This is a genomic window from Nocardiopsis baichengensis YIM 90130, assembly GCF_000341205.1.
GTDB classification, from domain to species: Bacteria; Actinomycetota; Actinomycetes; order Streptosporangiales; family Streptosporangiaceae; genus Nocardiopsis_A; species Nocardiopsis_A halophila.
Map to the genome: position 1 here is coordinate 1 of NZ_ANAS01000004.1, position 26,613 is coordinate 26,613.

The 26,613-nt window shown below is 74.1% G+C and carries 23 protein-coding genes; 13 read left to right on the forward strand and 10 right to left on the reverse strand.

Annotated elements, in window-relative coordinates; translation table 11 throughout:
- The 3 genes from C892_RS28330 to C892_RS0101170 form a co-directional block, all read left to right on the forward strand.
- On the forward strand, window positions 1-1,185 hold a 1,185-nt coding region (locus C892_RS28330), incomplete at its 5' end, for a helix-turn-helix domain-containing protein (RefSeq protein WP_017555674.1).
- Window positions 1,186-1,468: 283 nt separating this feature from the next.
- Window positions 1,469-2,791 carry an aminotransferase-like domain-containing protein gene (locus C892_RS0101165; protein WP_017555675.1) on the forward strand — a complete coding sequence of 441 codons (1,323 nt, stop codon included), beginning with the start codon at window positions 1,469-1,471 and terminating at the stop codon, window positions 2,789-2,791.
- 38 nt (window positions 2,792-2,829) lie between these two features.
- A complete protein-coding gene (locus tag C892_RS0101170) occupies window positions 2,830-3,780 on the forward strand; it encodes a D-alanine--D-alanine ligase family protein (RefSeq protein WP_026124064.1) in 951 nt (316 codons plus the stop codon).
- A 64-nt stretch (window positions 3,781-3,844) separates the two neighbouring features.
- Here the strand turns inward: C892_RS0101170 and C892_RS0101175 are convergent, their stop codons facing one another.
- Together C892_RS0101175 and C892_RS0101180 are read right to left on the reverse strand one after the other, a co-directional pair.
- Window positions 3,845-4,801, reverse strand: a complete 957-nt coding sequence (locus tag C892_RS0101175; protein ID WP_017555677.1) for an FAD binding domain-containing protein — start codon at window positions 4,799-4,801, stop codon at window positions 3,845-3,847.
- Window positions 4,798-7,395, reverse strand: a complete 2,598-nt coding sequence (locus tag C892_RS0101180) for a molybdopterin-dependent oxidoreductase (protein WP_017555678.1) — start codon at window positions 7,393-7,395, stop codon at window positions 4,798-4,800. Before C892_RS0101180 ends, C892_RS0101175 begins: the two co-directional genes overlap by 4 nt.
- An 88-nt stretch (window positions 7,396-7,483) precedes the next feature.
- Here C892_RS0101180 and C892_RS0101185 point away from each other — a divergent pair, with 88 nt between their 5' ends.
- The 3 genes from C892_RS0101185 (at window position 7,484) to C892_RS0101195 (ending at window position 10,408) form a co-directional block, all read left to right on the forward strand.
- Window positions 7,484-8,101 carry a TetR/AcrR family transcriptional regulator gene (locus C892_RS0101185; RefSeq protein WP_017555679.1) on the forward strand — a complete coding sequence of 206 codons (618 nt, stop codon included), beginning with the start codon at window positions 7,484-7,486 and terminating at the stop codon, window positions 8,099-8,101.
- Between the two features lie 149 nt (window positions 8,102-8,250).
- Window positions 8,251-8,808, forward strand: a complete 558-nt coding sequence (locus tag C892_RS0101190) for a helix-turn-helix domain-containing protein (protein WP_017555680.1) — start codon at window positions 8,251-8,253, stop codon at window positions 8,806-8,808.
- 49 nt (window positions 8,809-8,857) lie between these two features.
- Entirely contained in the window at window positions 8,858-10,408 is a 1,551-nt protein-coding gene (locus C892_RS0101195) for a serine hydrolase domain-containing protein (protein WP_017555681.1), read from the forward strand.
- A gap of 11 nt (window positions 10,409-10,419) precedes the next feature.
- Here C892_RS0101195 and C892_RS0101200 read toward each other — a convergent pair whose 3' ends face one another.
- Window positions 10,420-13,716 carry an NACHT domain-containing protein gene (locus C892_RS0101200; RefSeq protein WP_017555682.1) on the reverse strand — a complete coding sequence of 1,099 codons (3,297 nt, stop codon included), beginning with the start codon at window positions 13,714-13,716 and terminating at the stop codon, window positions 10,420-10,422.
- A gap of 461 nt (window positions 13,717-14,177) precedes the next feature.
- On the opposite strand from C892_RS0101200, the gene C892_RS0101205 reads away from it, so the two are divergent.
- Window positions 14,178-15,524, forward strand: a complete 1,347-nt coding sequence (locus C892_RS0101205) for an HNH endonuclease signature motif containing protein (protein ID WP_017555683.1) — start codon at window positions 14,178-14,180, stop codon at window positions 15,522-15,524.
- A gap of 1 nt (window position 15,525) precedes the next feature.
- Here the strand turns inward: C892_RS0101205 and C892_RS0101210 are convergent, their stop codons facing one another.
- From C892_RS0101210 to C892_RS0101220, 3 genes are read right to left on the reverse strand one after another with little or no spacing between them, the layout of a single operon-like run.
- Window positions 15,526-15,843, reverse strand: coding sequence for a DMT family transporter (locus C892_RS0101210; RefSeq protein ID WP_017555684.1), 318 nt, complete (start codon window positions 15,841-15,843; stop codon window positions 15,526-15,528).
- Window positions 15,831-16,241: a DMT family transporter gene (locus C892_RS0101215; protein WP_017555685.1), complete on the reverse strand. Its 411-nt coding sequence runs from the start codon at window positions 16,239-16,241 to the stop codon at window positions 15,831-15,833. Before C892_RS0101215 ends, C892_RS0101210 begins: the two co-directional genes overlap by 13 nt.
- The gene (locus C892_RS0101220) at window positions 16,238-16,978 is read right to left on the reverse strand and encodes an SDR family NAD(P)-dependent oxidoreductase (protein WP_017555686.1); all 741 of its coding nucleotides are present in this window, start codon (window positions 16,976-16,978) and stop codon (window positions 16,238-16,240) included. The genes C892_RS0101215 and C892_RS0101220 overlap by 4 nt, the downstream gene beginning before the upstream one ends.
- A gap of 81 nt (window positions 16,979-17,059) precedes the next feature.
- Here C892_RS0101220 and C892_RS0101225 point away from each other — a divergent pair, with 81 nt between their 5' ends.
- The 3 genes from C892_RS0101225 (at window position 17,060) to C892_RS0101235 (ending at window position 20,192) form a co-directional block, all read left to right on the forward strand.
- Window positions 17,060-17,659: a TetR/AcrR family transcriptional regulator gene (locus C892_RS0101225; protein WP_017555687.1), complete on the forward strand. Its 600-nt coding sequence runs from the start codon at window positions 17,060-17,062 to the stop codon at window positions 17,657-17,659.
- A gap of 426 nt (window positions 17,660-18,085) precedes the next feature.
- Complete coding sequence (locus tag C892_RS0101230) at window positions 18,086-18,721, forward strand: hypothetical protein (RefSeq protein ID WP_017537469.1); 636 nt, start codon at window positions 18,086-18,088, stop codon at window positions 18,719-18,721.
- A gap of 154 nt (window positions 18,722-18,875) precedes the next feature.
- On the forward strand, window positions 18,876-20,192 hold the full coding sequence (locus tag C892_RS0101235; protein ID WP_017555688.1) for a phosphoribosyltransferase family protein: 1,317 nt from the start codon (window positions 18,876-18,878) through the stop codon (window positions 20,190-20,192).
- Here C892_RS0101235 and C892_RS0101240 read toward each other — a convergent pair.
- The 3 genes from C892_RS0101240 to C892_RS0101250 form a co-directional block, all read right to left on the reverse strand.
- Window positions 20,152-21,681, reverse strand: coding sequence for an FAD-dependent monooxygenase (locus C892_RS0101240; protein WP_017555689.1), 1,530 nt, complete (start codon window positions 21,679-21,681; stop codon window positions 20,152-20,154). The genes C892_RS0101235 and C892_RS0101240 overlap by 41 nt on opposite strands.
- Before the next feature lie 31 nt (window positions 21,682-21,712).
- Complete coding sequence (locus C892_RS0101245; RefSeq protein ID WP_017555690.1) at window positions 21,713-22,303, reverse strand: PadR family transcriptional regulator; 591 nt, start codon at window positions 22,301-22,303, stop codon at window positions 21,713-21,715.
- Window positions 22,304-22,437: 134 nt separating this feature from the next.
- Window positions 22,438-23,202 carry an SDR family NAD(P)-dependent oxidoreductase gene (locus tag C892_RS0101250; RefSeq protein ID WP_017555691.1) on the reverse strand — a complete coding sequence of 255 codons (765 nt, stop codon included), beginning with the start codon at window positions 23,200-23,202 and terminating at the stop codon, window positions 22,438-22,440.
- 118 nt (window positions 23,203-23,320) lie between these two features.
- Between C892_RS0101250 and C892_RS0101255 the strand changes: the two genes are divergently transcribed.
- Together C892_RS0101255 and C892_RS0101260 are read left to right on the forward strand one after the other, a co-directional pair.
- Window positions 23,321-24,310, forward strand: a complete 990-nt coding sequence (locus C892_RS0101255; protein WP_026124065.1) for an ABC transporter substrate-binding protein — start codon at window positions 23,321-23,323, stop codon at window positions 24,308-24,310.
- Window positions 24,311-24,374: 64 nt separating this feature from the next.
- Window positions 24,375-25,301 carry an RpnC/YadD family protein gene (locus C892_RS0101260; RefSeq protein WP_017555693.1) on the forward strand — a complete coding sequence of 309 codons (927 nt, stop codon included), beginning with the start codon at window positions 24,375-24,377 and terminating at the stop codon, window positions 25,299-25,301.
- A gap of 93 nt (window positions 25,302-25,394) precedes the next feature.
- Here C892_RS0101260 and C892_RS0101265 read toward each other — a convergent pair whose 3' ends face one another.
- Window positions 25,395-25,799 carry a winged helix-turn-helix transcriptional regulator gene (locus C892_RS0101265; protein ID WP_017555694.1) on the reverse strand — a complete coding sequence of 135 codons (405 nt, stop codon included), beginning with the start codon at window positions 25,797-25,799 and terminating at the stop codon, window positions 25,395-25,397.
- A 98-nt stretch (window positions 25,800-25,897) separates the two neighbouring features.
- Between C892_RS0101265 and C892_RS0101270 the strand changes: the two genes are divergently transcribed.
- A complete protein-coding gene (locus tag C892_RS0101270; RefSeq protein ID WP_239647220.1) occupies window positions 25,898-26,590 on the forward strand; it encodes an NAD(P)-dependent oxidoreductase in 693 nt (230 codons plus the stop codon).
- Window positions 26,591-26,613: the final 23 nt, after the last annotated feature.

A 26,613-nucleotide genomic window follows, 5' to 3' on the forward strand; every position in this document is an offset into this window, starting at 1 on the left:
CCGCGCCCGGTCATCGAGGAGTCCTGGGAGCGGGTCCGGCGCTACGGCGTCGACCCCGACGGCAGGTGCCCCGCACCGGCCCTGCGCACCGAGGACGTCGGACGCGAACGCGGCGACAGCCCGCTGGAGGAGGTCCTGCCGCTGATCGGCTCGGCGCTGCTGGGCGCCGGGGAGCAGGCCGGGCACGTCATGCTCGTCACCGACCCGCGCGGCGTCATCCTGTGGCGGGACGGGGCCCGGGACATGCGCCGCCTGGCCGACGGCGCGGGGCTGGTGGAGGGCGCGGCCTGGGACGAGGGGTCCACCGGCACCAACGCCATCGGCACCGCGCTGGCGGTGGGGCGCCCGGTGCAGGTGTACTCGGCCGAGCACTACGTGCGCGGTCTGCACCGGCTCACCTGCGCCTGCGCGCCGGTGCACGACCCGCGCGACGGCCGGGTGATCGGCGCCATCGACGTCACCGGCCCCGCGGCCACCGCGCACGCCTCCACCCTGGCCCTGGTCAACGCGGTGGCCCGGCTCGCCGAGTCGCACCTGCGGGGCCGCCACGACGCCAACCTGGAGCGGCTGCGCGCGGTGGCGGCGCCGCTGCTGGCCGGGATGGCCGGCCCCGCCCTGGTCGTCGACGAGAACGGGTGGACGGCCGCCGCGGTCGGCACCGGGCCGGTGCGCCGGGTCCTGCTGCCCCGCAGGGTGGACGGCTCCTCGGCGTGGATCCCGAGCCTGGGCGAGTGCCGGCTGGAGCCGTTGCCGGGCGGCTGGCTGGTACGCCCCAGCGGCCGCGAGGCGGCGCCCGGCTCCCAGGTCGTGCTCGACCTCCGGGGGCCGGAGGTGTCGGTCAGCGGCCCCAGCGGGAGCTGGTCGCACCGGCTGACCGTCCGCCACGCCGAGGTGCTGCTGGTACTGGCCCGCCACCGCCGGGGGCGCACCGCCGCGCAGCTGTCCCAGGCCCTGTTCGGCGCGCCCGACCGGCTGGTGACCGTGCGTGCGGAGGTGTCCCGGCTCCGCCGCCACCTGGGCGGGCTCCTGGAGAGCCGGCCCTACCGGTTCAGCGACCGGGTCGAGGTCCGGGTGCGCGGCGCCGACGACCCGTGCGCCCTGCCCGCCTCCCAGGCCCCCGAGGTCCGCGCGGCGCGGGCCGAGGCGGCGCAGGGCACCGCGGCTTCGCAACACTCGGTCACATGAGTGCAACCCGCTGCAACGTTTGCGAGGTGGGGGAAGCGGTTGATGGACTATGACCCGTCGGCGCGCGGGAGCGCCGCCGACGACGGACCACGTCCGCCCGCGCCCGTGCCTTGAGGGGGGTTTCGGGAGTGTGCACGCGGGAGGACCTCCCACACGGCGACGGTCCGGGGCTTGGGGGAGCCCCCGGGCCGTCGCCGTCCTGCACGGGTCCCCTCCGCGCGAGTCCCTCCCGCACCGCACGTACACTGGGCCCTTCAGAGCTCGCAGCACGCGGAGGTGGATCGTGTCCTCGGATGATCCCCGGCAGCAGGAGCCCCGCAGGGGCTCGCGCATCGACCCCTACGTCGGCGCCTACGCCGCACGGGCCCAGGGGATGGTCGCCTCCGAGGTGCGCGCCCTGTTCGCCGTGGCCTCCCGCCCCGAGGTCGTCTCCCTCGCCGGGGGCATGCCCAACGTGAGCGCGCTCCCGCTGGAGCGCGTCGGCGACATCGTCCGCCGGGTCGCCACCGAGCAGGGCGCCACCGCCCTGCAGTACGGCTCCGCCCAGGGCGATGACGACCTGCGCGAGCGCATCTGCGAGGTCATGTCCCTGGAGGGCATCGAGGCCGCCCCCGACGACGTGATCGTCACCGTCGGCTCCCAGCAGGCCCTGGACCTGGTCACCCGGGTCTTCGTCGACCCCGGCGACGTCGTGCTGGCCGAGGCCCCCACCTACGTCACCGCCATCAACACCTTCGCCGCCTTCCAGGCCGAGATCCGCCACGTGGCCATGGACGACCTCGGCGTGGTCCCCGAGGCCCTGGAAGAGCACCTGGAGGCGCTGGCCGCCGCCGGGCGCCGCGCCAAGTTCTTCTACACCGTCCCCAACTTCCAGAACCCGGCCGGGGTCACCCTCACCGCCGAGCGCCGCCGCCGCGTGCTGGACATCTGCCACCGGCACGGCCTGCTGGTCCTGGAGGACAACCCCTACGGCCTGCTGCGCTACGAGGGCGAGGCCGAGCGCGCCCTGCGCGCCGACGCCCCCGACAACGTCATCTACCTCGGCTCCTTCTCCAAGACCCTGTCCCCGGGGTTCCGCATCGGCTGGGCGCTGGCGCCCCCGGCCGTGCGCGCCAAGCTGGTGCTGGCCGCCGAGTCGGCGATGCTCAGCCACTCCACCTTCAACCAGATGGTGGTGGGCCGCTACCTGGCCGAGCACCCCTGGCGGGAGCAGATCAAGGAGTTCAACGAGATGTACCGGGAGCGCCGCGACGCCATGCTCGCGTCGCTGGAGGCGCTCATGCCGCCGGGCACGTCCTGGACCCGCCCCGAGGGCGGGTTCTTCGTCTGGCTGACCCTGCCCGAGGGGCTGGACTCCAAGGCGATGCTCCCGCGCGCCGTCTCCGAGCGCGTCGCCTACGTCCCCGGGACCGGCTTCTTCGCCGACGACGAAGGACACCGCAACATGCGGCTGTCGTTCTGCTACCCCAGCCCGGACCAGATCCGCGAGGGCGTGCGCCGGCTGGTCGGCGTCATCGAGAACGAGACGTCCCTGCGCGACACCTTCGGCACCGCCCCCGCCGCGCCCCGCGGCGAGGGCGAGGCCCCGACCCCCGACCTCCCCTAGTGCGCGGGCGGGACGACGAACGGAAAGAGGACGCGACCGTGGCCGATCTGGACCGGGTGCTGGTGCTCGCCGGCGGGCTCTCCCCGGAGCACGAGGTCAGCGTGCGCTCCGGGCGCCGCGTGGCCGAATCGCTGCGCCGCCTGGACATCGAGGTGCAGACCGCGGACGTGGACGCGGCGCTGCTGGGTCGGCTGTCAGCCGACCCGCCCCAGGCGGTCTTCCCGGTGCTGCACGGCGCCCCCGGCGAGGACGGGGTGGTGCGTGAGGTCCTGGAGGTCAGCGGGGTGCCCTACGTGGGCGCCCGCCCCGACGCCTGCCGCCACGCCTACGCCAAGCCCGTCGCCAAGGCGCTGGTGGCGGCCCAGGGGGTCGCGGTGCCGCGCGGGGTGGCGCTGCCCAAGGCCGCCTTCCGCGACCTGGGCGCGCGCGAGCTGGTCGAGCGGATCGCCGCCGCCCTGGGCCTGCCGCTGTTCGTCAAACCCGACCAGGGCGGGTCGGCGTTCGGCGCCGCCTCGGTCGCGACCACCGACGCGCTGTCCTCGGCGCTGGTGAACTGCTTCGCCTACGGCGACACCGCCATGGTCGAGGCGCGCGTCGAGGGCACCGAGGTGGCGGTGTCGGTGGTCGACACCGGCGAGGGCCCCGCGGCCCTGCCCCCGGTGGAGATCGTCCCCGACGGCGGAGTCTACGACTACGCCGCCCGCTACACCGCCGGGCGCACCGAGTTCTTCGCCCCGGCCCGCCTTGAGGCCCCGGTCATGGAGGCCGCCAAGGAGGCGGCCCTGACCGCGCACCGCGCGCTGGGCCTGCGCGACGTGTCCCGCACCGACATGATCGTCGAGGAGTCGGGCCGCGTCGTCTTCCTGGAGGCCAACGTCGCCCCGGGGATGATGGAGACGTCCCTGTTCCCGATGGCCGTGGAGGCCGCCGGGATGGACTTCGCCGTCGTCTGCCGCGAACTGGCCCACCGCGCGATGCTGCGGGGCTGAGCCCGTAGGGCCGACCGTGCGGGGGTGCGCGGCCCCCGGACCGGAGGTCCGCGCACCCCCTGCCTCACGTCAGCGCGCGCTCCAGGGCGTCGCGGACCGTGTCCCTCAGCAGTGTCGCCTTGTACCGGGTGCCCGGCAGCGGCGAGCACCGGCCCGGCACCCCTTCCACGGCCTTCGCCGCCTCGGCCGGGTCGGCGGGCGCCCCCTCAAGGGCCGCCTCCACCTCCTTCAGCCGGACCGGGGCGCGGGCCACCGCCCCCGCCGCGACCGCAGCCCGGGTCACCCGGCCGTCCTCGTGCACCACCCGGACCACCGCCTCCACCAGCGGCCACTCCGCGCGCGAGCGCGCCGTCGCCCTGCGGTAGGCGGACCGCTCCCCGGGCTCGGGCGGCGGCAGCTCCACCGCCGTCAGTACCTGGCCGGGCTCCAGCACGTGGTCGCGGGTGCCGTCGGAGGCGTCGTAGAGCCCGCCCACCGGACGGGACCCCGGCTCGCCCCGGCCGTCGGCGACCTCGGCCCGCGCGTCGTGGGCCAGCAGCGCCACCGCCAGCGACGACGCGTGCGGCGCCACGCACGGCGCGGTGTCGAAGACCGTGCCGCCCCGGTGGTCGCCCCGGCGCGCCGGGCAGGTGTCGCCCCCGTCCTGGTGGCAGGAGAAGGCCGGGTTGCGGAAGTACCAGCACCGGTTGCGCTGGAGCAGGTTGCCGCCCAGCGTGGCCGCGTGGCGGATCTGCGGGGTGGCCAGCGCCCGCGCGGTCGCCGCCAGCCCCGGGTAGGCCGCCTCCAGCACCGGGTCGGCGGCGATCTCGGCGACCGTGGTCAGCGCCCCGATGCGGGCCCCGCCCTCCGGTCCCCAGGCCGTCCCGCGCAGCCCCTCCAGGGCTCCCAGGTCGGCGAAGGGCCCGGCCGCCAGCCCGGCGCGCAGCCGGGCCATGGCGTCGGTGCCGCCGGCCCGGGGCTCGGCGCCCGAGCGCAGCCGCTCGGTGATGCGGGTGAAGGCCTCGGTGCTCATGGTGCTCATCGGCGCAGTCCCTCCAGCAGTCGGTCCGGGCGCACGGGCAGGTCCAGGGGGCGGCGGCCGACGGCGTCGCGCACCGCGTTGGCCACCGAGGCGGCCACCCCGACGGTGGAGACCTCGCCCAGGCCCACCCCGCCGCCGGGCACGTGCTCCCAGCCCTCCTCGTGGAAGTACACCTCGATCTCCGGGGTGTCGGCGATCCCCGGGATCCGGTAGTCCTCCAGGTTGTCGCTGAGCACCCGGCCGGTGGCCGGGTCGGTCACCCGCTGCTCGTACAGCGCGTAGCCGATGCCCTGGATCACCCCGCCCTGCGCCTGGTTGCGGGCGGGACCCTCGGCGTAGATGCGCCCGGCGGCGATCCCCGCCCAGCAGCGCAGCGGCCGCACCTGCCCCAGCAGGGTGTCGACCTCCACCTCCATCAGGTGCAGCGCCCCGGCCAGGCCGCGGCCCAGCGCCATCTCGGAGGCGCGGCGGACGGGGGTGAGGAACCCGCGGCGGTCCCGGGCGCGCACGCCCGTGGCGCGCAGCCCCTCGGCCGCCTTCAGGTTCTCCCGCGAGGTGGCCGGTCCGCCGTCGGCGGCGGCGCGCAGCCGCGCGCCCAGGCGGCGGGCGGCGTCGGCCGCCGCCGGCGCCACCGAGGTGGTCGTGCGGCTGCCGAACGAGCCGGGGCCGGGCACCGGTCCGCTCTCCCCGGTCTCCACCCGCACCTGGTCGGCCTCGAGGTCCAGCTCCTCGCGCACCACCCGGGCCAGCACCGTGCGCACGCCGGTGCCGATGTCCTGGGTGGCGGTGCGCACCACCACGCACCCGTCCTCCACCACCAGCTCCACCTGCGCGCTGGGGTCCAGCAGGTAGGGCCAGTTGGAGGCGGCCGCGCCCACGCCGCGCCGGAACCGGCCGGTGCGCGGCCCGCGCGGGCGGTCCCGCCACAGGGGCAGCGCGGCGGCGCGGTCGTAGAGGGCGTGCCGCTTGGGGTTGCCGTCCCAGCGGCGGCGCAGCGCGATCGGGTCCTCGCTCAGGCGCAGCGCCATCTCGTCCACGGCCTGTTCCAGCGCCCAGGCCAGCGGTGCGCCGCCAGGGCCGCGGAACGGGGCGCCGGGCGGGCGGTTGGTGATGACGTCGTAGTCGCGCACGCGGCGCGGGGCCCGGCCGTAGACGAGCATGCCCATCGCGGCCACGGCCGACCCGGTGGACACCCCGCCGTCGCCCCAGGAGTCGATGGACAGCGCGGACAGCCGCCCCCGGTCGTCGGCGAGCATCGCCAGCCGGGTGCGGGTCCCCGGGCGGGAGCCGGCGTCGGTGAGCTCCTCGGCGCGGTCGTAGACCAGCCGCACCGGCGCCCCGCTGAGCCGGGCCAGCTCCACCGCGGCGACGGCCTCGGTGCCCAGGCCGCCCTTGGCCCCGAACCCGCCGCCGACGTGCTCGGCGCGCACGTGCACCCGCTCGGGGTCCAGGTCCCAGCGCTCGGCCGCCTCACGGGCCACCCCGCGCACGTACTGGGTGGACACGTGCAGGTACAGGTCGCCGCCCTCCCAGTAGGCGACGCAGGCGTGCGGCTCCAGAGGGGTGTGCACCTGGACGGCGGTGGTGAACTCGGCCGAGTACAGCAGCCGGTCGCCGCGTGCGTGGGCGTCGTTGAGGCGCTTGACGGCGGTGCCGCGGCGCAGGCCGAGCGTCGCCGGTCCCCGGACGTTGCCGTGCCAGGGCGCCGGAAGGGTGGCCCCCTCGTTGCTGGAGGGGGCGGCGGACCGCTCCTCGCGGGTCGGGTAGACCACCGGCGAGCCCGGCGTCTCGGCCGCGGCGGCGTCCACGGTGGCCGGGTGGTCGCGGTACTCGACCCGGACCTGCGCGGCGGCCCGCCGCGCCTCGGCCCGGGTGGGCGCGGCCACCGCCGCCACCGGCTGCCCGGCGTAGCGCACGGTCCGGTCCTGCGGGAGCAGGTCCACGTGGACGGCCCCGCCGGCGTCGAGGCGCGCCACCCGGGCGTGGGGGCGGTCGGAGCGCACGACCACCGCCTCCCAGTGGCCCTCGGGGTAGACGTCGGTGGTGTAGCGGGCGCGTCCGGTCACCTTCTCGGCCGCGTCGGCGCGGGGCGGCGCGGCGGCCTCGTCCTGCTCCTGGTCCTGCTCCTGGTCGAAGCGCCCGGCGCACGCGGAGGCGACGGCCGCGAAGATCCCCTCGTAGGCCCCGCACCGGCACAGGTGGCCGGCCAGGGCCTCGGCGATGTCGGACCGGTCCGGCGCCGCGGCGCCGTGCTCGGCCCGCCAGCGGTCGTGGAAGGCGGCGGCCTCCACGACGAAGCCGGGCGTGCAGTAGCCGCACTGCAGGGCGTCGTGGGCGGCGAAGGCGCGCTGCACGGGGTGGCGCCCCTCCAGGCCCTCCACGGTGGTGACCGAGCGGCCCTCCAGCGCGGTGGCGGGCAGCAGGCAGGAGGCGGTGGGGGCGCCGTCGACCAGGACCGTGCAGGCGCCGCAGACCCCCTGTCCGCAGGCGATCTTGGCCCCCGTCAGGCCGAGCCCCTCGCGCAGGGTCTCGGCGGCGCTGTCGTCGGGTGCGGGGCCGATGCTGGTGTGCGCGCCGTTGACTGTGGTGTCCAAGGCGTTGCTCCCCGGTGAGATCGAGTTGACGTCGTCAACGTACGAGGGCGAGTTGACGCTGTCAACGGCCGTCGCCTACGGTTCTGGCATGGTCCCCGGTCAGCCGCCCGATACCCGTGAGCGGCTCGTCCGCGCCGCCTGGGACCTGCTGGGCGAGGGCGGCCCGGGGGCGGTCACCCTGCGCGGCGTGGGCGCCCGGGTGGGCCTGTCGCGCTCGGCGCCCTACCGCCACTTCACCGACAAGGACGCCCTGCTGCGCGCCGTCGCCGCCCGGGCGTTCCTGGTCATGCGCGACCGTATGCGGGCGGCCGCCGACGGCGCCCGCGACACGCCCTCGGCGCTGCGGGCCGTTCTGCTGGCCTACATCGACTTCGCGGGCGAGGCGCCCGAGCACTACCGGCTCATGTTCGGCGAGTGGGTGGTCACCCAGAAGAAGGCGGAGGGTGCCACAGGCGGGCCGCTGCACGAGGCCGCGGTCGCCCTGTTCGACGAGTGCGCCGGGATGGTGGCCTCCGGCCAGCGCGAGGGGGCGTTCCGCGCGGGCGACCCGGGCGACCTGGCGCTGCTGACCTGGTCGACCGTGCACGGCCTGGTGACCTTCGCCGGAACCGGCCACCTCGACGCCAAGGACCGCGCCGCCCGGGCCGAGGTGGAGCGCCTGGTCGGCGAGGTCGTCAAGGGGCTGCTGGCGCGCTCGGCCGGTTGACCTTCGATGATCTCGGGGAAGTCGGCCTTAAGCGCGTCCTTATAAGGCCGACTTCCCCGAGATCACCATGGAACGGCGCGCCTGGGGTGGGCCGTGACCCGCGCACGCCGTTGTTTGTACGGAATTACGTAAGTACGTATCATCGAGGCGTGGAGAACCGCGAGGAGCGTGTCGAGGAGCGCCTGGCCGAGCTGGAGGAGCGGGTCGGGCGGCTTGAGCGCGATCGGAACGACGCCGGGGAGCGGCGGCCCGAGCCGGCCGCGGAGCGCCCGGGGGAGGGCACCGACGGCCCTGGAGACGCGGACGTCTTCTGGGCGCTGAACCGGATCAAGCGGATGGCCGACCCCGAGCGCGGGGCCGTGCTGTTCACCGGCCAGGTGCCGCTTCCCACGGGGGAGCGCTACGAGTGGCAGGAGGCGGCCGAGGCGGCGGAGCTGATCGAGGCGGACTGGAGCGAGGTCGCCGGGGCCATCGAGGCGCTCGGGCACCCCGTACGGCTGACCCTGCTGCAGCGGGTGCTGACCGGGACCGCCGACACCGCCGCCCTGAAGCAGGACCCGTCCCTGGGGACCACCGGCCAGCTCTACCACCACCTGCGGCGGCTCACCGCCGACGGGTGGCTGCGCTCGGCCGGGCGCGGGCGCTACCGGGTGCCGCCCGAACGCATCGTCCCGCTCCTGGTGGTGCTGATGGCCGCGCGCCGGTGAGCGTGCGGCGGACGAGGAGGCCGCGGTGCAGCGGACGGGCAGGGAACGAGTGACGGAACGCAAGACGGTGGCCCTCGCCGCCGCGCTGGGGGCCGTGGTGGCGGTCGGCGCCTACCTGGTCTTCCCCGTGACCCCGCCGGTGGACCGGCACGTCTCGGGCGACGAGGAGATCGCCGGGCAGGTGCTGGACGAGCTGCCGTACGGCTCGGCGGTCGGGGTGTCGGTGCTGCTGGAGGAGGACAGGCGGACCCGCACCGCGCAGCTGGGCACCCGCGGGGACGGTGAGCCGGTGGCGGAGGGGACGCGGTTCGAGACCGGGTCCCTGCAGAAGGTGGTGACCGCCCGGCTGCTCGCGGAGATGGTGGAGTCGGGCGAGGTCGAACTGGACACCACGCTCGGCGAGATCTGGTCCGAGGTCGACTTCGCGGACCCCGCGGTCGCGGACACCACCCTGGAGAGCCTGGCCACGCACACCTCCGGGCTTCCGGGCCTGCCCTTCGGCGCCGACGCAGGGCTCGTCCAAGGAATCCTGCCGTACCAGTTCTTCCGGGCCGACCCCTACCGGGCGGCAGGGGACCCCGTCGAGGTGGCCGCGTCCATGGAGGACAGCGGCGCGGCGCCGGATTCGCCGCACACCTACTCCAATTTCGGCTTCGCGCTGCTGGGGCACAGCCTCGGGCACGCGGCGGGCAGCGACTACCGGACGGCGGTGACCGAGCGGGTGCTGGAGCCGCTGGGCATGGGCGCCACCGTCGTACCCGGCCCGGGCGACGGGCCCGAGCCGCCGCAGGACGCGGCGCTGCCCTTCCGGGCCCCCTCGTCCCCGGCCGTGCAGTGGAAGCCGGGGCAGTACATCCCGTCGGGATCGGGGACGTGGAGCACACCGGAGGACCTGAGCCGCCTCCTGGAGGCCGCCCAGGACACCGAGTCCCCGGTCACGCGGTTGACGCACGAGCCGCGGGAGGCCGAGGGCATCTCCGGCGCCGAGGAGTACGATGCGCGCTCCGGCCTGGCGTGGGTGCTGTGGAACGTCGACGGCACTGAGCTGTCCTGGCACAACGGTGGGACGAGCGGGACGCTGACGTTCATGGGGCACACCGACGACGGCCGGTCGGTGGTCGTCATGGCCGACTCGTCGAAGGTGCCCGCCGAGCGGATCGGCCTCACCCTCCTGGGCCTGGACTCCTCAGCGTTCTCGGGGGGCGGGGGGATCCTCGCCTACTGGGGCGCCGGGGTCGCGGTGTTCCTGGCCGTGCTGGTCCCGGGGATCACCCTGCTGCGCGTCGCCCGCGGCAGCCTCCAGCGGGGGCCGCTGCCCAGGGCGAACACGGTCGCCGAAGTGGCGGCGTCGGCGGCGGCCTGGGTGTGGGCGTTCGTCCTCGGCGACTGGGGAGCGGTGCCTCCGGTGGTGTGGGCGGTCGGTGGAGGCCTGGTCACGGCGACCGTGGTCGCGGTGGTGCACCGGTGGAACACGATGGGCGCAACGGTCACGATTGGAGCGCGGACGCGCTGGCATTCGTGGATCATGCCGGTGCTGAACATCGTGTTCGCGGTTCTGGTGCTGTGGGGAACGGCCACGGCGATCAGCCAGATGCCGTAGCGGTTGACACGTCAGTACTTGGGCCGGGGAGCGCGGACCACCGTGCTTCCCGGCCCGAGCTTGTCCGCGCCGATGATCTTTTTCGGGGCGAACCAGCGCACTTCAATCGTCAGGTTCTCGACCCCGGCGAGTTCTCGTAGATCAAGGATGGGCCGCCCCAGTACGGAGACCCTTTTGAGTGAAGGGTGGTCAGCCAACCAGCGTGGCAGTGGAATAGGCGAACTCCGGCCCGCCTGTGGATAGATTTCTATCGTTGACAGGCTGTCCAGCTTTGTGATCGCCTTCTCGTTGTCCAGGAAAATCTGATGTTCAAGTGATATCTCTGTGAGATCGAGGAAATGTGTAAGGGGTGTCAGGTCGATATTTCGAATAGTCTCCCCGATGATGGAGAACCCTTCGAGGTCGGCGCCGCAGTCTTGAAGTCCGTCCAGGGTGTGGATGCTCGGTGTCATGGCGAGCGTGATGTGGGTTATGGGGCTTGCGTCGAGGGGAAATAAATCGCTCACATGTTCAAGGGAAGGGTTCTCGCGGATCGCCAGATGCTTCAAGTTGGGGGGGAGTACGTCGCAAAGCGGAGGTTCGGGGAGGTCTGCTCCTAGCGTCAGGGTGTGAAGGGAATCGATTTCTGAAATGGCTTCGACTTCATGAGTGCTGCCTGTGTTTTTGAGGCTGAGGGAATCAAGGGCTGAGGTTCGCAGCGGACTGGCGTCGGTAAGGACTGTGGATGTTCGGGCGATCATCGCCCTCAGGGATGGTATGTCGCTCAGGGGGAGTGCCGAGAATTCCCATGGGTCTGCGCGCCGGTCTCCGTTTAGAAAGAGAGTTCTCAATTCTTGCAGGTCGGCCAGGGGGGCGAGGTTGGTTTGTTGGTCGCCTATTATGTTCAGATGGCGCAGGTGCGGCGCGTGCTCGCAGAGCATGCCCAAGGCGTCGCCGCGAGTCCGGAAAGTGTATTCCTTTGGGAGAAGGGGAAGTGCAGTCCGGGCCATGTCGTGCGTCGGGGAGGTCGACCATGCGATCTGAACTTCGGAGAGAACGCCTCTGGTGGGCTTCGTGCGGGCTCTGAGGGCCCTGGCGACGATCTCCGCGTGTCGGTCACCCCCGATCTCCACGGCCGTACGGATGGTCGTTGCGGCCGCCCGCGGATCCGAGAGGTCAGCATCCTCCAGGAAGGGCATCGCCGCCTCGCCCGCTGTGATGAGCGCACTGACCTGAGCCTCCGTTCGAGGTGGCAGCAGAGCGCGTACCCGGGCCTCGATATCGGCCCGGAGGCCGGCGGAAAGCGTCGTCGACGTCTCCAGACACGCCAGTGCGACGATCTGCAATCGGTCGTGGTGTTTCTTCACTCCGTCCGCCCGTTCCAGCAGGCCGCGGATCAGGTCCTCCCGCTGCCGCTGCCCGGCTTGGCCGGCCGCCATCACCACGACCTCGTGCCACTGGTCGTCGTGAGCGTGTTTGATCAGCAGCGGTAGGCTATCCTCCTCCACGAGCGCCCGCGCCGCCAGATACTCCTCGAACGTCCGGTGGACGAAGGCCACCCTGTCCACGGCGGGGCTCATCAGCACACCGCTCCGGAGCATCAGGTGGTCGAAGACCTCCTCGGCGCTCCCGTCCACCCGGTGCATGACGGCAAGTAGGCGCCCGATCTGCCGCTGGGCGGTGTCCGTCGGGGCGTCGGAGCTGCCGTTGAGGATCAACCACTTCGCCAGCTCCTGCAACAGCTGTGTCTTCTCCGTCAGCGACATGCTCGGCCCATCGGCCGGGATGCCGCGCTGCTCGTCGCGGTCAGCCAGCAGCATGGCCAGGGCCGCCTGGTAGACCTCGATGCGGTCCCGGGGAAGCGCGGTCCGCCGGTCCCGGTACAGGGCGCACAGCAGCGCGCAGAGCAGGGGAGTGGAGGCGATGCTCCGCAGGTGGCGCTGGCCCAGGACCTTCGAGGTCAGCTCCGCCTCGTACCGCTCCAGCCGGCCCTGCTCCTCCTCGTCCGCCACCTCGCTGCGCACCGCCCGGTGCCAGTACCGGATGAAGGCGCGCACGTCGTCGTCCCGCAGAGGTTGCACCTCGGCGCTGGTGAAGTCCTGGCGGGACAGCCAGTCCTCGGCCACCGCCGCCGGGCGCGAGGTGATGACGAAGCGGCAGCGCGGGAACTCGGAGATCAGCTCACGGAGCCAGCGGCGGGCGGCCTCCCGCTCGTCCCTGGGCAGCTCGTCGACGCCGTCGACGAGCAGCAGGGCCCTGCCGTCTTCGAGGAGCCGGTGCACCCACCCGCCCGGCGCCGCCTGCTGGAGGTGGCTCCCTGTCGGCCGGATGAACTCCTCCGGCTCCGGCAGCCGCTCACCGACGTAGCGCCTGAGCGGTAGGAAGAACGGCACAGACCCGTTCCATTCGGCGAGTGCGGGCGGAAAGTCGCTGCGGCTGGCCCGCACCGCGATCCAATGGAGCAGCGTCGTCTTCCCCGATCCGGCCGCGCCGCGCAGGAACAGACGCCGATTGCCCGCGAGCGCCGCTTCGGCGGACTGGAGCCCCCCGCTGCTCCTGTCCGAGCCCCACTCGAACAGGTCACTCTGGCCGTGCACGTCGCTCATCCGGTCCGGCAAGGCGACGTTCAGGCTCAGATAGGCCAGGCTCAGCGGGTACGTGCGGGTGCGGGTGTCGGTCCCGAACAGTTCCAGGCGGTCCCACCGCTCGGCCGCCTTGCGCCGGTAGGCGGTCGCGAACTCCGCCTCCTTGCCCTGGCCGTCCGACGCCGAGTGCTTCGGCAGGTGGCGGAGAATCTGGTCGAGGCGGTCCAGGATCACCGTGTCCCGTCGCAGCAGCTCGGTGAGAGCGCCGGCGTTGAAGTCGGGGAGGGACGTGGCGGTCGCGATCGTGTACGCGCAGCACTCGGGAAAGAGCCGGTTGTAGACGGCGGTCGCCGCCTCGCCGAGGTCGCGGGTGGCCCTGGGGGCCCGGGACCGGATGTGCCGTTCCAGCCGCAGGGGGTCGAGGTCCTGGTCGAAGAGCACCTCGCCGGTGAGCCTGGCGTGCTCGAAGGAGTCGGTGAGGGCGAGGACGGCCGCCTCGCGCTCGTTGTCGGGCAGACCGGAGAACTCCTGGCCCAGCTGGTCGATGATCCGCTGCGCGATGGTGTCGCCGAAGTCGTCGAAGCGCCGCTGGAGCCTGCGCCGGTCCATGGCGTTCCCGACCCGGTTTCCGAGCAGGTCGGTGGCGGTGGCGCCGATGTCCGAGGCGAAGGGGATGTCGCCCAGCCAGAGCTTGAGCGCGGTCTTGACGACGGTGGTGCCCAGCTTGAGCGCAGGGTCGAACATCGGTCTCCTTTGCGGTGCTCCGGCGGTCGCTCCGGTTCGTTGCTCCTGGGTTCCGATTATCGCGGGTATGTCCGGTATAGGGGACCCGAATGGGTGAAGCGGGTCCTTTCTCTGTGGGGCGGGAAGACGCTTGCGGGTTGACCTGCGGCGATGAGTGCTCCTGCTTAGGCGGGTGAGTCGTTCGGTGTGCAAGGCACCCTAGGGAGGCGATCGGTCCGTGCTTCCACCCCCCCTTTGAGTGCGACGCTTTCGGTTCCTAAGCGCTCTGGCGAACGTGATCGATCCATTTTCAAGGTGTCGTTGGAGTTTGTATTCGGCGTTGTTGTAACCGTCTTGAGTGGAAGGGGGTCGGGCGGCAGTTAAGGCGTCGTATGACCTGCAAGAATATGAGGTGATGAGAAAGGTTGGGAAATCTCGAAAAGGGGCTGTGAAATGCCGGTGGCGTTGCTTATATTGGAAACATGGACGACCAGCAGCGCCCGGGTGCTCCCGCCGGATCTCCCGCGTGGGAGATCGAGCAGGGCATTTCCGGGGTGCTGCGCGGAATCGGCCGGGCCGTCGAGGCGGAGGTGGCCCCCGGCCACCGGGAGGGCCTGATCCGGGCCATGGGGGCCCTGGCCGCCGGGCAGGACGCCCTGGACCTGGCCGCGGCCCGGCTGGCGGCGCGGATGCGCGACACCGGTGCCCTGGCCGGCTCGGACTTCTCCACGGTGACCGGGCTGCTCCGGGACCACGGGCGCACCCTGGCCCAGGCCAAGGCGGTCGTCCAGGTGGCCGACCGCCTGGACGAGTACGCGGCCTCGGTCAAGGCCGCCGAGTCCGGTGAGATCGGCTTCTCCCACCTGGCCAAGGTGGTCGGCGAGTGCGAGAAGGCCGTCGAGAGGCGCCCGGTCGGGGAGTTCCCGGACCCTGACGACTTCCGCGCCCGCGCCGAGCCGATCCTTCTGGAGGCGGCCCGCACCGGCGCCGACCCCTCCGGTCTCGGGCGCATCGGCCGCACCCTTCTCCAGCGCATCTGCCCGGAGGAGGACGAGCGGGAGAACCGCCGCTCCTTCGCCGAGCGGAAGGCGCGCTACCTCCGGAACCGCTTCGGCTTCACGATGGAGGTCCAGGGCGACATCGCCTCCGACCACATCGTCTCCTCCGCGCTGGACCTGCACACCGCCCCTCCCGGGGAGGGCGACGAGCGGACCGCCGACGAGCGCCGGTTCGACGCCCTGGTGCAGCTCTGCGAGAACCGGCTCTCCGCCGAGGGCGCCCCCGTGCCGGTCCCCGAGGCCGGGTCGGACGCGGCCAAGGCCCTGGCGGCCCCGCGCGGGAGCACGCGCCGCCGGGGCGCGGGGCGGGCCTTCGTGAACGTGACCGTCCCCCTGGACACGCTCCGGCTCCAGGAGGGCGCCGCACCGGCCGTGACGGACCGGGGCCGGGCGCTTCCGCACTCGGCCGCCCGGGCCTTCGCCTCGGACTGCATCCTGCAGCGGATGGTCACCGAGCCCGTCACCGGCAAGGTGCTGGACGTGGGCACCGCCAGGAGGACCTTCCCGGACAAGATGCGCCACGCCCTGGCCGCCCGCACCGCCACCTGCCAGTGGGAGGAAGGGTGCACGGTGCCGGTCCGGTGGTGCGAGGGCGACCACCGCACCGAGTGGTGGGAGGGCGGCGCCACCACCGCCGAGAACGGGCAGCTCCTGTGCGGTCGGCACAACCGGGAGAAGCACCGGCGCCGCACCGAGGCCCACTACCGGGCCCGCCGGGGAGGGGCCGGGGGAGAGGCGGGGCCCGACCCGCCTTCCCCCGGGGCCCGCTGAATCAGCCTCCGATCAGGTTGAGGCCGACCACCCCTGCGGTGATCGCCGCCAGTCCCGCGAGGCGGCGGCGGGAGACGGGTTCTCCGAGGAGGAGCACCCCGACGGCCGCGACGCCGATGGTTCCGATGCCGACCCAAGCGGCGTAGGCGGTGCCCATGGGCAGGTCCCTGAGGGCGTAGGTGAGCAGTCCGAGGCTGAGCAGGGCCGTGCCGATGCCCAGGGCGCCCCAGCCCGGCCGGGTGAGCCCCCCGGCCTTCTTCAGTGCCAGGGACCAGACGATCTCCAGCAGGCCGGCGACGGCCAGGATCAGCCATGCCATGTGGGCCTCCTCGGGGGGTCCGCGGGTGTGCGCTCGGATGTGTGATCGGAGAGGCTGAGCGTGACGACGCCGCCGATGATGAGGCCGAGAAGGGCCAGGCGCGCCGCGGTGACCGGCTCGCCGTGGGCGATGATCCCCGCGGCCGCGACGCCGATGGTTCCGATGCCGACCCAAGCGGCGTAGGCGGTGCCCATGGGCAGGTCCTTCAGGGCGGTGGAGAGCAGTCCGAGGCTGAGCAGGGCCGTGCCGATGCCCAGGGCGCCCCAGCCCGGCCGGGTCAGCCCCTCGGCCTCCTTGAGCGCCAGGGACCAGACGATCTCCAGCAGGCCGGCGACGGCCAGGACGGTCCAGGAGACGGCCGGGGACCGGCGTGTGTCCGCCGCGGTGCCGGTGCTCACGCCGTCACGCCGCCGTCGACCGTGACGGACGTGCCGGTGATGTAGGCGCCGCCCGGCCCCGCGAGGTGGGCGACGGTGGCGGCGACCTCCTCCGGCCTGCCGTAGCGGCCGAGCGCGATCAGGGCGCGCTCGTCGTCGGCGCCCTCGCCGTCGGCGGGGTTCATGTCGGTGTCGGTGGAGCCGGGGTGCACGACGGTCGCGGTGATGCCGCGCGGCCCCACGTCGCGGGCCAGGCCCTTGGTGAAGCCGGTCAGCGCCGACTTGCTCATCGCGTACAGGCTGATGCCCGGGCCGGGAACGCGCTCGGCGAGGCTGCTGCCGATGCTGATGATCCGCCCGCCCTCGCCCATGTGCCGCAGCGCCGCCCTGCTCGCCACGAACACCGCGCGGACGTGCACCGCCATGGTCGCCTCGTAGTCCTCCAGGGTGAGGTCGCCGATGTCGCCGTAGGGGAAGACCCCGGCGTTGTTCACCAGGATGTCCAGGGATCCCAGGGCGGAGGCGGCCCCGTCGACCGCGGCCTCCACCGCCGCCGGGTCCGCGGCGTCGGCGCGCAGGGCCAGGGCCCGGCCCCCGGCCTCCTCGATCCCGCGGACCGTCTTCTCCGCGCGGTCCCGCGAGGCGGCGTAGGTCAGCGCGACCGCGCAGCCCTCCGCGGCGAGCCGGGCGGCGACCGCCGCGCCGATGCCCCTGCCGCCGCCGGTGACCAGTGCGGTCCTGCCGTCGAGTGTGCCCATGGGAGGCCTCCTTCGATTTATGTAGTGTTCGCTACATAATTGCTAGCATCGGCGGAGGCGTCAAGGGAAGGCGGGGAGGCGATGGCGGGGCGCGGACGGCCGCGGCGGTTCGACCGGCAGGCCGCCCTCAGGACGGCCATGCGGCTCTTCTGGGAGCACGGGTACGAGGGGACCTCGCTGACCGTGCTCACCTCGGCGATGGGCATCACCCCGACCAGCCTGTACGCCGCCTTCGGGTCCAAGGACGGGCTCTTCCGCGAGGCCGTGGAGCTGTACAACGCCCCCGAGGCCTCGCCCACCGACCGGGCGATGGGCGCCCCGACGGCCCGGGAGGCCGTCGAGCGGATGCTCCGCGGCAACGCCGACGCCTATGCCGACCCCGACACCCCGCCGGGCTGCATGGTGGTCCTGTCCGGCATCAACCTGGCCGAGGGGCACGAGCACGTCGGGCGGTACCTGGCCGGGCTCCGGCGCGCCGACCTGGACAAGGTCCGCGCCCGCATCCGGCGCGGCGTGGAGGAGGGCGACCTGCCCGCCGGGGCCGACCCCGACGTGCTGGCGTCCTTCGCCGTGACGGTCCTGCACGGGCTGTCGGTCCAGGCCCGCGACGGCGCCGGCCGGGAGCGCCTCCGGGCCGTCGTCGACGGCGCAATGGCGGGGTGGGACCGGATCGCGCGGTGATCCCTGCGCCCGGTCAGGAGGGGGCGCGCCCGTCCAGGAACTCGGCCAGGTGGAGCGCCCTGCGGTCGGTGCCGTGGGCCCTCCTCACCCAGTAGGCCGGTCGCGTTCCGCTGCCCGCGGGACGGGGCGCTACGCACTGTAGCGCGCTATGGACTCTCGGCCCTTTCCGGTCTCCGAGCCCCTGATTACGGTCGCGGGAGATCGGGGGATTGTCCGTGCGGGTCGAGCGGGAAGCCGGAAGCGATGACGACAGGGCCGATGAGCGCAAGGTCGATTCGGGCGGGGGAGAACACCCGCCCCGGTGGTCGGCACAGAGCGGCCGGGAACGGCGGCTTGAGCGGAATTCTGAAAGGGCTCAGACGCGGGGCGGAGCCGCCCCCCGCCCCGGAGGGAGAGAGGAGCGGGGAGAGGAGCGGGGAGAGGAGCATGGACGACGCGGGCGGAGGCGAGCGCCGCAAGGCCTGGGCGGGAGGGGAGTGGTGGGCCCCGCTGCTGTTCCGCCTCGCCGGCGTGCAGCGGGCCGGTGCCGCGCACGGCCTGCTGCTCCACACCCTCGACCTCGCCGGGGAGCGGCCCGCCGTGGTCGCCTCCTGGCCCGGCGGGAGGGAGCGGCGCACCCGGGTCGACCCCGGCGCCGGGACCGCGGCGCTGGTGGAGGCGCTGCGGCCGGGCGGCCCGGTGGCGGTGCCGCCCCGGGACGCCGGCGAGCCCTACTGGGACCCCGGGGCGGACGCGCCCGTCCCGCTCCGCCACGCGTTCCTGCTGGAGGAGCTCAGCGGCTCCTCGCAGGCCTGGTCGGCGCGGGCCGGGGAGCGGTTCGCGCTGCTGCGCATCGAGGTGCGCACCGGAGGGGGCCGGGCCGGGGACGCGGTCACCTACCTGGCGGCCGAGCGCCCCGTCCGCGGCGACGCGGTGGTCCTGCGGGTGCCCCCGGCGGCGCCCGCCGAGATCGTCGGGATCGCCTACCGGGCGGTGGACCGGCTGCGCTGGACCCGGACCACCGGGCTGCCGGCGCTGGGCCGCATCGCCGGGCGGGAGGCGTTCCTGGACTTCCTGCACTGAACCTCCGCGATCGCGCCTTTTGTGAATCTATGACGTAAAGGTGGCGGTTCCGGCGCCTCGCCTCCTCCGGCCGGCGCACGTCCCACCGCCCTCCCCGCCGCGTTCAGCCCCCGCCCCCGCCGGGCAGGAGTGCGGATGAAGGGGGATGCGAGCAATGGCTGACCTGGAGCGCGCATTCGAGGACCGCGCCGAGGCGGGCCGGCTGCTGGGGCGGCGGCTCGTGCACGGAGGCGAGGCCGAGAAGGAGCCGGTCGTGCTGGCGCTGCCGCGCGGCGGCGTGCCGGTGGGGTACAGGGTCGCCGAGGAGCTCGGCGCGCCGCTGGACGTGATCGGCGTCCGCAAGCTGGGCCTTCCCGACCACCCGGAGCTGGCCATGGGCGCCATCGGCGAGGGCGGGGTGCGCATCCTCAACGAGGCGGTGGTCCGGGGCCACGGCGTCACCGAGGAGGAGCTGGAGGCGGTCGAGCGGCAGGAGCGCGCGGAGCTGGAGCGCCGCGCCGAGCTGTTCCGCGAGGGCCGCCCGCGCACCTCGCCGGCCGGGCGCACCGCCGTGGTGGTCGACGACGGCGTGGCCACCGGCTCCACCGCCCGCGCCGCCTGCCGGGTGGCCCGGGCCCAGGGGGCCGTGCGGGTGGTGCTGGCGGTGCCGGTGGGCTCCCCCTCCGCCCTGGACCGCCTGGCCGCCGAGGCCGACGCGGTGGTGGCCCTGTCGGCACCGGAGTGGTTCCAGTCGGTCGGGGAGTGGTACGCCGACTTCGGCCAGACCGGCGAGGGGGAGGTGGTCGGCCTGCTGCGGGAGGCGGCGCGGCGCCCGGGCGCCGCCGGCGGGGAGGTGGAACTGGAGGCGGCGGGCGTGGTCCTCAAGGGGCGCCTGACCGTGCCCGAGGGGGCCCAGGCCGTGGTCGTGTTCGCGCACGGCAGCGGGAGCGGCCGCGACAGCCCGCGCAACGTGCACGTGGCCGGCCGGCTGCACGGCGCCGGGCTGGGCACGCTGCTGTTCGACCTGCTCACTCCGGAGGAGGAGGCCGACCGCGAGCTGGTCTTCGACATCCGGCTGCTGTCCGAGCGGCTGCGCGGCGCGGTGTCCTGGCTGCGCGGGCGCCCGGAGGCGGTGCGGCTGCCCGCGGGCTGCTTCGGTGCCAGCACCGGTGCGGCGGCCGCGCTGGTGGCGGCCGCCGAAGAGCCGTCCGCGATCGGCGCGGTGGTCTCCCGCGGGGGCCGGCCGGACCTGGCCGGGGCCTCCTTGGCGGCGGTGCGGGCGCCCACCCTGCTCATCGTCGGCGGCGCCGACGAGGCGGTGCTGGACCTGAACCGCCGGGCGCGGGAGGAGATGGCGTGCGAGAGCGGCCTGGAGGTGGTGCCGGGCGCGGGCCACCTCTTCGAGGAGCCGGGCGCCCTGGACCGCGTGGCGGACCTGGCGGCGGAGTGGTTCACCGCCCGCCTGGCACCGGACCTGTCGCCGGAGCGCTGAGCCGCCCCCCGGCCGTCCCGCACCAGCGCGCCAGGGCGTCCTCCAGCTCCCCGGTGGCGCGCCCGCCGCGGGCGCGCACCCAGGCGGTGTGCCCGTCGGGGCGCAGGAGGACCGCCTCGGCCCCCTGCGGGTCGCCGCACTGGGCCCGGACGACCGCGGCCCCGGCGGCCTCCGCCCGCTCGGGCAGGGGCAGGTCGGCGCCGTTGAAGGCGAGCAGCAGCGGACGGCGGCCGGCCACGAGCGCGGACAGGCGCGTGCGGCGGCCGTCGGCGACCAGGTCCAGGTCGGGGGCGAGGCGGCCGAGCCAGGGGTGGGCCCCGGGGTCGGCGGCGCCCATGGGGTGGGCGGTGTCCAGGCCGAGGAGGGACTCGGCGAGCGCGGTCGCGGCGGCGGGGCGGTCGAACACCCGGGTGAGCAGGTCCTTGAGCGGTTCCAGGGCCGGGTCGCGGCCGGCGAGGAGCGCTTGGGCCCGGGTCGCGGCCAGCACGCGTTCGGCGGCGGGGCGGCGCTCGGCCTCGTAGCTGTCGAGGAGGCCCTCGGGTGCGGACCCGCGCACGGTCCGCGCGAGTTTCCAGCCCAGGTTGTGCGCGTCCTCGATGGCGACGTTGACACCGACCGCCCCGGCGGGCGGGTGGACGTGCGCGGCGTCGCCGGCGAGGAGGACGCGGCCGGCGCGGTAGCGGTCGGCCAGGCGGGCGGCGTCGCCGAAGCGGGTGAGCCAGAGGTGTTCGGCCAGGGGGACGGGCCGTCCGAGGGCGTGTTCCAGGGCGCGGGCGAAGCCCTCCGGGGTGACGGGGGCGTCCCGGTCGGCGGGCGGGTCGGGGTCGGCGAGCAGGACGCGCACGTAGCCGGTGCGGGGCAGGACGAGGACGTCGCCGCCCGGCCCGGCGGCCGGGCCCGGCGGCAGTGCGTCGGTGTCGGCGGGGACGACGTCGCCGAGCAGGGTCCAGGAGGAGGCCTCGGTTCCGGGGAAGCCGACCCCGGCCTGCTTGCGTACGGTGCTGCGGCCGCCGTCGCAGCCGACGGTGTGCCCGGCGGTGATCTCCACGGGCCCGTCGGGGCCGTCGGCGCGGGCGGTGGTGCCCTCGGGGCCCTGGTCGAGGGCGGTGAGGCGGTGGCCGCGCAGGAGGCGGGCGCCGTGCCCGAGGGCGTGCTCCTCCAGGATCTGCTCGATGCGCAGCTGCGGGATGCCCAGGGTGAACGGGTGGTCGGTGGCGGCGCCGGGCATGGGCAGGGCGACCGGGAGCCCGGTGAAGGGGCCGTGCGGGGTGGGCCACCCCTCGGCGAGGAAGGGGGCGGCCAGGCCGCGGCGGGCGAGCAGGTCCAGGCTGCGGGCGTTGAGGTTGAACCCGCGGGAGCGCTGGGGGCGTTCGGCGTCGCGTTCGATGACGGTGGTGTCGATGCCTTCGGCGGCGAGCTCGCAGGCCAGGAGGAGCCCGGCGGGCCCGGCCCCGGTGATGAGGACGTCGGTGGTCAGGGAAGGGGACACGGTGGCCTCCGTGGTCGGGTTCGGGCCGGGGTCAGCGCGCGTCGGCGGGCCAGGGCAGGGAGCCGGTGCGGATCTCCTCTGCGGTGGCCAGGGCCCAGGAGCGCTCGGCTTCCGCCATGTGCACGGCGTACTCGACCTCGATCATGAACAGGCGGGGCAGGGCGGAACCGTCGAGCGCGCGGTGCAGGTCGGCCTTGAGGCGCTCGGCCCGTTCGGCCAGGCGCCCGGCGCGCTCGGTGAGGGCGTCCCGGGCGCGGTCGGGCCCCAGGGCGCCGAGGTAGGCGACGGCCGAGAGGAAGACGGGGTACTCGTCGTCGGCGGGGGTGCGGACGAGTGCGTCCAGGCGTTCGGAGAAGGCCGTGCGGCCGGCGTCGGTGAGGGCGTAGACGGTGCGTCGGGGGCGGTCGCCGTCGCTGCCGGTGTCCTCTTCGCGGATCCACTCGCGTTCGAGCAGGGCGCGGACGGTGTCGTAGAGGGTGCCCGTGCCGAGCTTGAAGGCGGTGTCCAGGCCGCGGTCGCGCAGGGTGGCCCGCATCTCGTAGGGGTGCATGGGCTTCTCCAGGAGCAGCCCCATGACGGCCAGGGCGAGCGGGTTGCCGGCGGCGCGGCGGCGGGCGGCCATGCGCACTCTCCTTGTTCGGTTCCGAATATTCGGTTCCGAATATAGCACCCGGAACCGCCCCCGTCGTCGGCGGCGCGTGCGGGTCGGTTCCGGCGGGTCGGTCCCGGCGGTCCAGGCGCCGGGGGCGGGCGTGGTCAGGCCGAGCGGTGGATGCGCAGGGGGCCCGTGCTCTGGACGGTCGGCATCAGTTCCACGGTGTTGATGTTGACCCGGGCGGGCTGGGACACCGCCCAGGCCACGGCCTCGGCGACGTCCTCGGGGGTGAGCGGGTCGGTGTCGCGGTAGGGGGCGCTCGCGCGCTCGGTGTCGCCGGAGAAGCGGACCTCCGAGAACTCGGTGCCCGCGGTGAGGCCGGGCTCGATGCAGGTCACCCGCACGCCGGTGCCGTGCAGGTCGGCGCGCAGGTTGCGGCTGAACTGGTGGACGAACGCCTTGGTCGCCCCGTAGACGTTGCCGCCCGGGTAGGCGTGGTGGGCGGCGACCGAGCCGATGTTGACGACGTGGCCGCCGCCGCGCTCGACCATGCCGGGCAGCAGCGCGTGCGTGCAGTACATGAGGCCCGCGCAGTTGGTGTCGACCATGCGCCGCCACTCGTCGGGGTCGGCCTCCTGTGCCGGTCCCAGGCCCAGGGCCAGGCCCGCGTTGTTGACCAGGACGTCGACGCGGGCGAACTCCTCGGGCAGACGGGCGGCGACCCGCTCGACCTCGGCGCGCTCGCGCACGTCCAGGGTGAGGGGGTGCAGCAGCGGGCCCAGCTCCTTCTCCAGCTCGGCCAGGCGATCGGCGCGCCGGGCGGCGGCCACCACCCGGTGGCCCTGTCCGGTGAACCTGCGGGCGATGGCGGCGCCGAAGCCGGAGCTGGCGCCGGTGACGAAGACGGTGCGGCGGTCGGTGCTCATGGGGTGATTGTCCCTCCCGTCCCCGGGAGGCCGTGCGGTGAGTGCCGGAATTCCCCGGCGCGGCCCACAGAGCGCAGGGAGATTGAATGAGGTTAGGCTAACCGAATAGCATGGGGGGATGCGTCTCCCCCCGGTTCCGCGTGCCGCCCCCGTGACCGTCGCCGCCGTCCTCGCCCTGGCCGGGTGCTCCTCGGGGGCCGGGCCCGATCCGGCGGGGGAGACCCGGACGGTCGAAGGGGCCGGCGGGGCCGTGGAGGTGCCCGCCGACCCCGAGCGGGTCGCCGTGCTCTGGCGGCCCACGCTCTCGGCCGCCACCCGCGTGGGCGCCGATGTGGTCGGCACCCTGGGCGACCCCACCGCCGCCGACGGCGCTCTGGCGCCCTTCCTCCCCGACGGGGCCGAGGCCCCGCCGGTGGTCTCCGGGTCCCCGGCCGAGGGCGACGTGGACCTGGAGCGCCTGGCCGAGGCCGAACCCGACCTGATCATCGGCGTCTCCACCGCCCACGGCGCCCAGGCCGAGGCCCTGCCGGAGCTGGAGGCGATCGCCCCCACCGTCCTGCTGGAGTGGACCGGAACCGAGTCCTGGCGCGGGCACCTGTCCGAGGTCGCCGAGGTGCTGGGCGTCCCGGAGGAGGCGGAGGCGGCCGAGGAGGAGTACCGGCGGGCGGTCGGGGACGCCCGCACCCGCATCGAGGACGCGGTCGGCGACCCCGCCTCCGTCGAGGTGTCCCTGCTGCGGCTGCAGAGCCCCCAGGAGATCCGCATCGAGACCCCGGCCTCCTTCCCCGGCCAGATCGCCGACGACCTGGGCCTGGCCCGCCCCGAGGGCCACCGGGAGCCCGACGCCGAACGCGACTTCGTCTCCGAGAGCTACGAGAACCTGGACCGGGCCGACGCCGACGTGCTGTTCGTGCTCTCGGGCAGCGGGTACGAGGACGCCCCCGACTCCTTCGGCTCGGGGGTGTGGGCCGAGCTGGGCGCGGTCCGCGACGAGCGGGTCTACGCCGCCGACTACGACCACTGGGGCGCTTCGAACCACTACGCCGCCCTCCGCGTGGCCCGGGACCTGGCCGACGGGGTCACCGGGGAGGCCGAACCGGCGCTGTGACGGACGAGCGGGGATTTTCGCGAACTCAGGGTGTTCGCCCGCCCTCGCGCAGTAGTGTCCCTCCATGCCTGTCTCCCCCGAACACCAAACCCGGGTCCAACTGTTCATCGACTGCCCGGACTTCGCCCCCCAACTGCTCACGGAATGCCTGGGCGTTCAGCTGCCCGAGTACGACCAGGCGGTCCTGCACAGCGCCGATCTCGGCGAGGCCGTCGCGGTGGAACGCCGTGCGGACTCGGTCGTGGCGCTGCTCAACAACGTGATGATCACCGAGCTGGAACACCACGGCCGCACCGAGATGGTCATCGTCGTCGAGGTCCAGAACGAATTCGTCAAGGGCAAGTTCCGCAGGTGGGCCGAGTACGCTGCGGTCGCCGGCGACAGGAGCGACTGCGACGCCGCCGTCCTCGCCGTCTGTCCGGAGCAGCGGGTCGCCGACCAGTACGACAAGCGTTTCCGGGTCGGCCCCGAGCACTGGTTCAAGCCCCTCGTCATCGGCCCGTCCACGCTGCCGATGATCACCGACCCCGCCCGGGTGGCCCGCTCCCCGGAGATGGCCGTCCTGGCGGCGGCCTGTCACTCCTCCGCCCCTGGAGTACTGAAAGCCCTGCTCGAAGGGTTCGAAGGCATCGATCCCGAGGTTGCGGCCGAATACACTGAGTACACCCTGACACTGCTCGACGAGGAAGCCCGTAACGAGGTGGAGGAGATCATGTCCACGAGCACCCTGCGGTACCACAGTGCCTACACGGATCGATTCGTCAGGCAGGGCCTTGAGCAGGGCCTTGAGCAGGGCCTTGAGCAGGGCCTTGAGCAGGGCATCGCGAAAGGCAAGGCGGAATCGCTGCTCCGGGTCCTGGCGGCGCTCGGACTGGCCGTCTCCGAGGCCGAGCGGGAGCGCATCACCGCGTGCACGGACCCGGATCAGCTCGACTCCTGGCTCGATCGCGCCGTGACCGCGACCTCCGTCGCCGAGCTGCTGGAAGGCTGATACCGCAGGGGGACCACTCTCCCACCGCTCCCACTGAGGCGCCCGCCGCCGACACGGCCCCGCTCACGTCGGGGCCCTGTCGGCGCGGGCGCCTTACTGCGCTTCCGGCATTCCGGCGGCCGCGTTCCCGTCGCGGCGGTCGTGGTCGGCGCGCGCCTGCACGACCTCGTCCATGCGCTCCTCCAGGAAGCCGACCAGGGCCATCAGGTGCACGGCGGTGTCCCGGCCCAGGGGGGTCAGGGAGTACTCCACGTGCGGGGGGATGGGGCGGTGCACCTCGCGGTGGACGAAGCCGTCGCGCTCCAGGGTCTGCAGGGTCTGGGAGAGCATCTTTTCGCTGACGCCGTCCACACGCCGGCGCAGCGCGCCGAAGCGCGCCGGCCCCTGGGCGAGTGCGCCCAGGATCAGCACCGCCCACTTGCCGGTGACGTGCTCCAGCGCCGACCGTGACGGGCAGCGCTTCTGGAACACGTCATAGGCCAGATCCTCGAAGCTCACCCGTGCACGATACCGCCCGCCGCCCGAGCGGCGCCGTGATCCATATCGCATGTACTGTGCTTTCGTAAGTACTAACCAATGGTTAGTGTTGGCGGTGGATGCACACCGCATCGGAACACCGGATCGAAGGGGACACGGACATGGCCGACATCGCCGTCATCGGAGCCAACGGGACCATCGGATCGCGCATCGTCGACGAGGCGCTGCGGCGCGGGCACACCGTCACCGCCGTCGTGCGCGACCCCGCCAAGGTCGAGCGCCGCGACGCCGGGCTGAGCACGGCCGTGGGCGACGTCCGGGACGCCGCCTCGGTCGCCGAGGCCGCCAAGGGCAAGGACGTTCTGGTCAGCGCCGTCGGCGGCGGCGACGGCCCGGGGCACGTCGACCTCATCGAGCCCGCAGCCCGCACCCTGGTCGAGGCCCTGCGCACCCTCGGCGACCGGGCCCCGCGGCTGATCATGGTCGGCGGCGCCGGGAGCCTGGCCACCGCCGACGGCTCCCTCGTCTGGGACGCCCCGGGCCTGCCCGAGTGGCTGCTGCAGATCATGCACGCCCACGGCGACGCGCTGGAGTTCCTGCGCGGCGTGCAAGACGTGCGCTGGACCAGCCTGAGCCCGGCCGCGAGCATCGCCCCCGGCGAGCGCACGGGCTCCTACCGCACCGCCGGCGACACCCTGGTCACCGACGAGGCGGGAGAGAGCCGTATCAGCGCCGAGGACTACGCCGTCGCCCTGATCGACGAGGTCGAGCGCCCGGCCCGCATCGGCGAGCGCTTCACCGTCGGCTACTGAGCCGGCCGTCCGGGCCTGCGGGG

Excerpts from the sequence above, each read along its gene's own strand:
- C892_RS0101175 (WP_017555677.1), bottom strand. The coding sequence starts at position 4,801 with ATGAGCACCATGAGCACCGAGGCCTTCACCCGCATCACCGAGCGGCTG.
- C892_RS0101185 (WP_017555679.1), top strand. The coding sequence starts at position 7,484 with ATGGTCCCCGGTCAGCCGCCCGATACCCGTGAGCGGCTCGTCCGCGCC.
- C892_RS0101200 (WP_017555682.1), bottom strand. The coding sequence starts at position 13,716 with ATGTTCGACCCTGCGCTCAAGCTGGGCACCACCGTCGTCAAGACCGCG.
- C892_RS0101205 (WP_017555683.1), top strand. The coding sequence starts at position 14,178 with ATGGACGACCAGCAGCGCCCGGGTGCTCCCGCCGGATCTCCCGCGTGG.
- C892_RS0101210 (WP_017555684.1), bottom strand. The coding sequence starts at position 15,843 with ATGGCATGGCTGATCCTGGCCGTCGCCGGCCTGCTGGAGATCGTCTGG.
- C892_RS0101220 (WP_017555686.1), bottom strand. The coding sequence starts at position 16,978 with ATGGGCACACTCGACGGCAGGACCGCACTGGTCACCGGCGGCGGCAGG.
- C892_RS0101225 (WP_017555687.1), top strand. The coding sequence starts at position 17,060 with ATGGCGGGGCGCGGACGGCCGCGGCGGTTCGACCGGCAGGCCGCCCTC.
- C892_RS0101230 (WP_017537469.1), top strand. The coding sequence starts at position 18,086 with ATGGACGACGCGGGCGGAGGCGAGCGCCGCAAGGCCTGGGCGGGAGGG.
- C892_RS0101235 (WP_017555688.1), top strand. The coding sequence starts at position 18,876 with ATGGCTGACCTGGAGCGCGCATTCGAGGACCGCGCCGAGGCGGGCCGG.
- C892_RS0101245 (WP_017555690.1), bottom strand. The coding sequence starts at position 22,303 with ATGGCCGCCCGCCGCCGCGCCGCCGGCAACCCGCTCGCCCTGGCCGTC.
- C892_RS0101250 (WP_017555691.1), bottom strand. The coding sequence starts at position 23,202 with ATGAGCACCGACCGCCGCACCGTCTTCGTCACCGGCGCCAGCTCCGGC.
- C892_RS0101255 (WP_026124065.1), top strand. The coding sequence starts at position 23,321 with ATGCGTCTCCCCCCGGTTCCGCGTGCCGCCCCCGTGACCGTCGCCGCC.
- C892_RS0101260 (WP_017555693.1), top strand. The coding sequence starts at position 24,375 with ATGCCTGTCTCCCCCGAACACCAAACCCGGGTCCAACTGTTCATCGAC.
- C892_RS0101270 (WP_239647220.1), top strand. The coding sequence starts at position 25,898 with ATGCACACCGCATCGGAACACCGGATCGAAGGGGACACGGACATGGCC.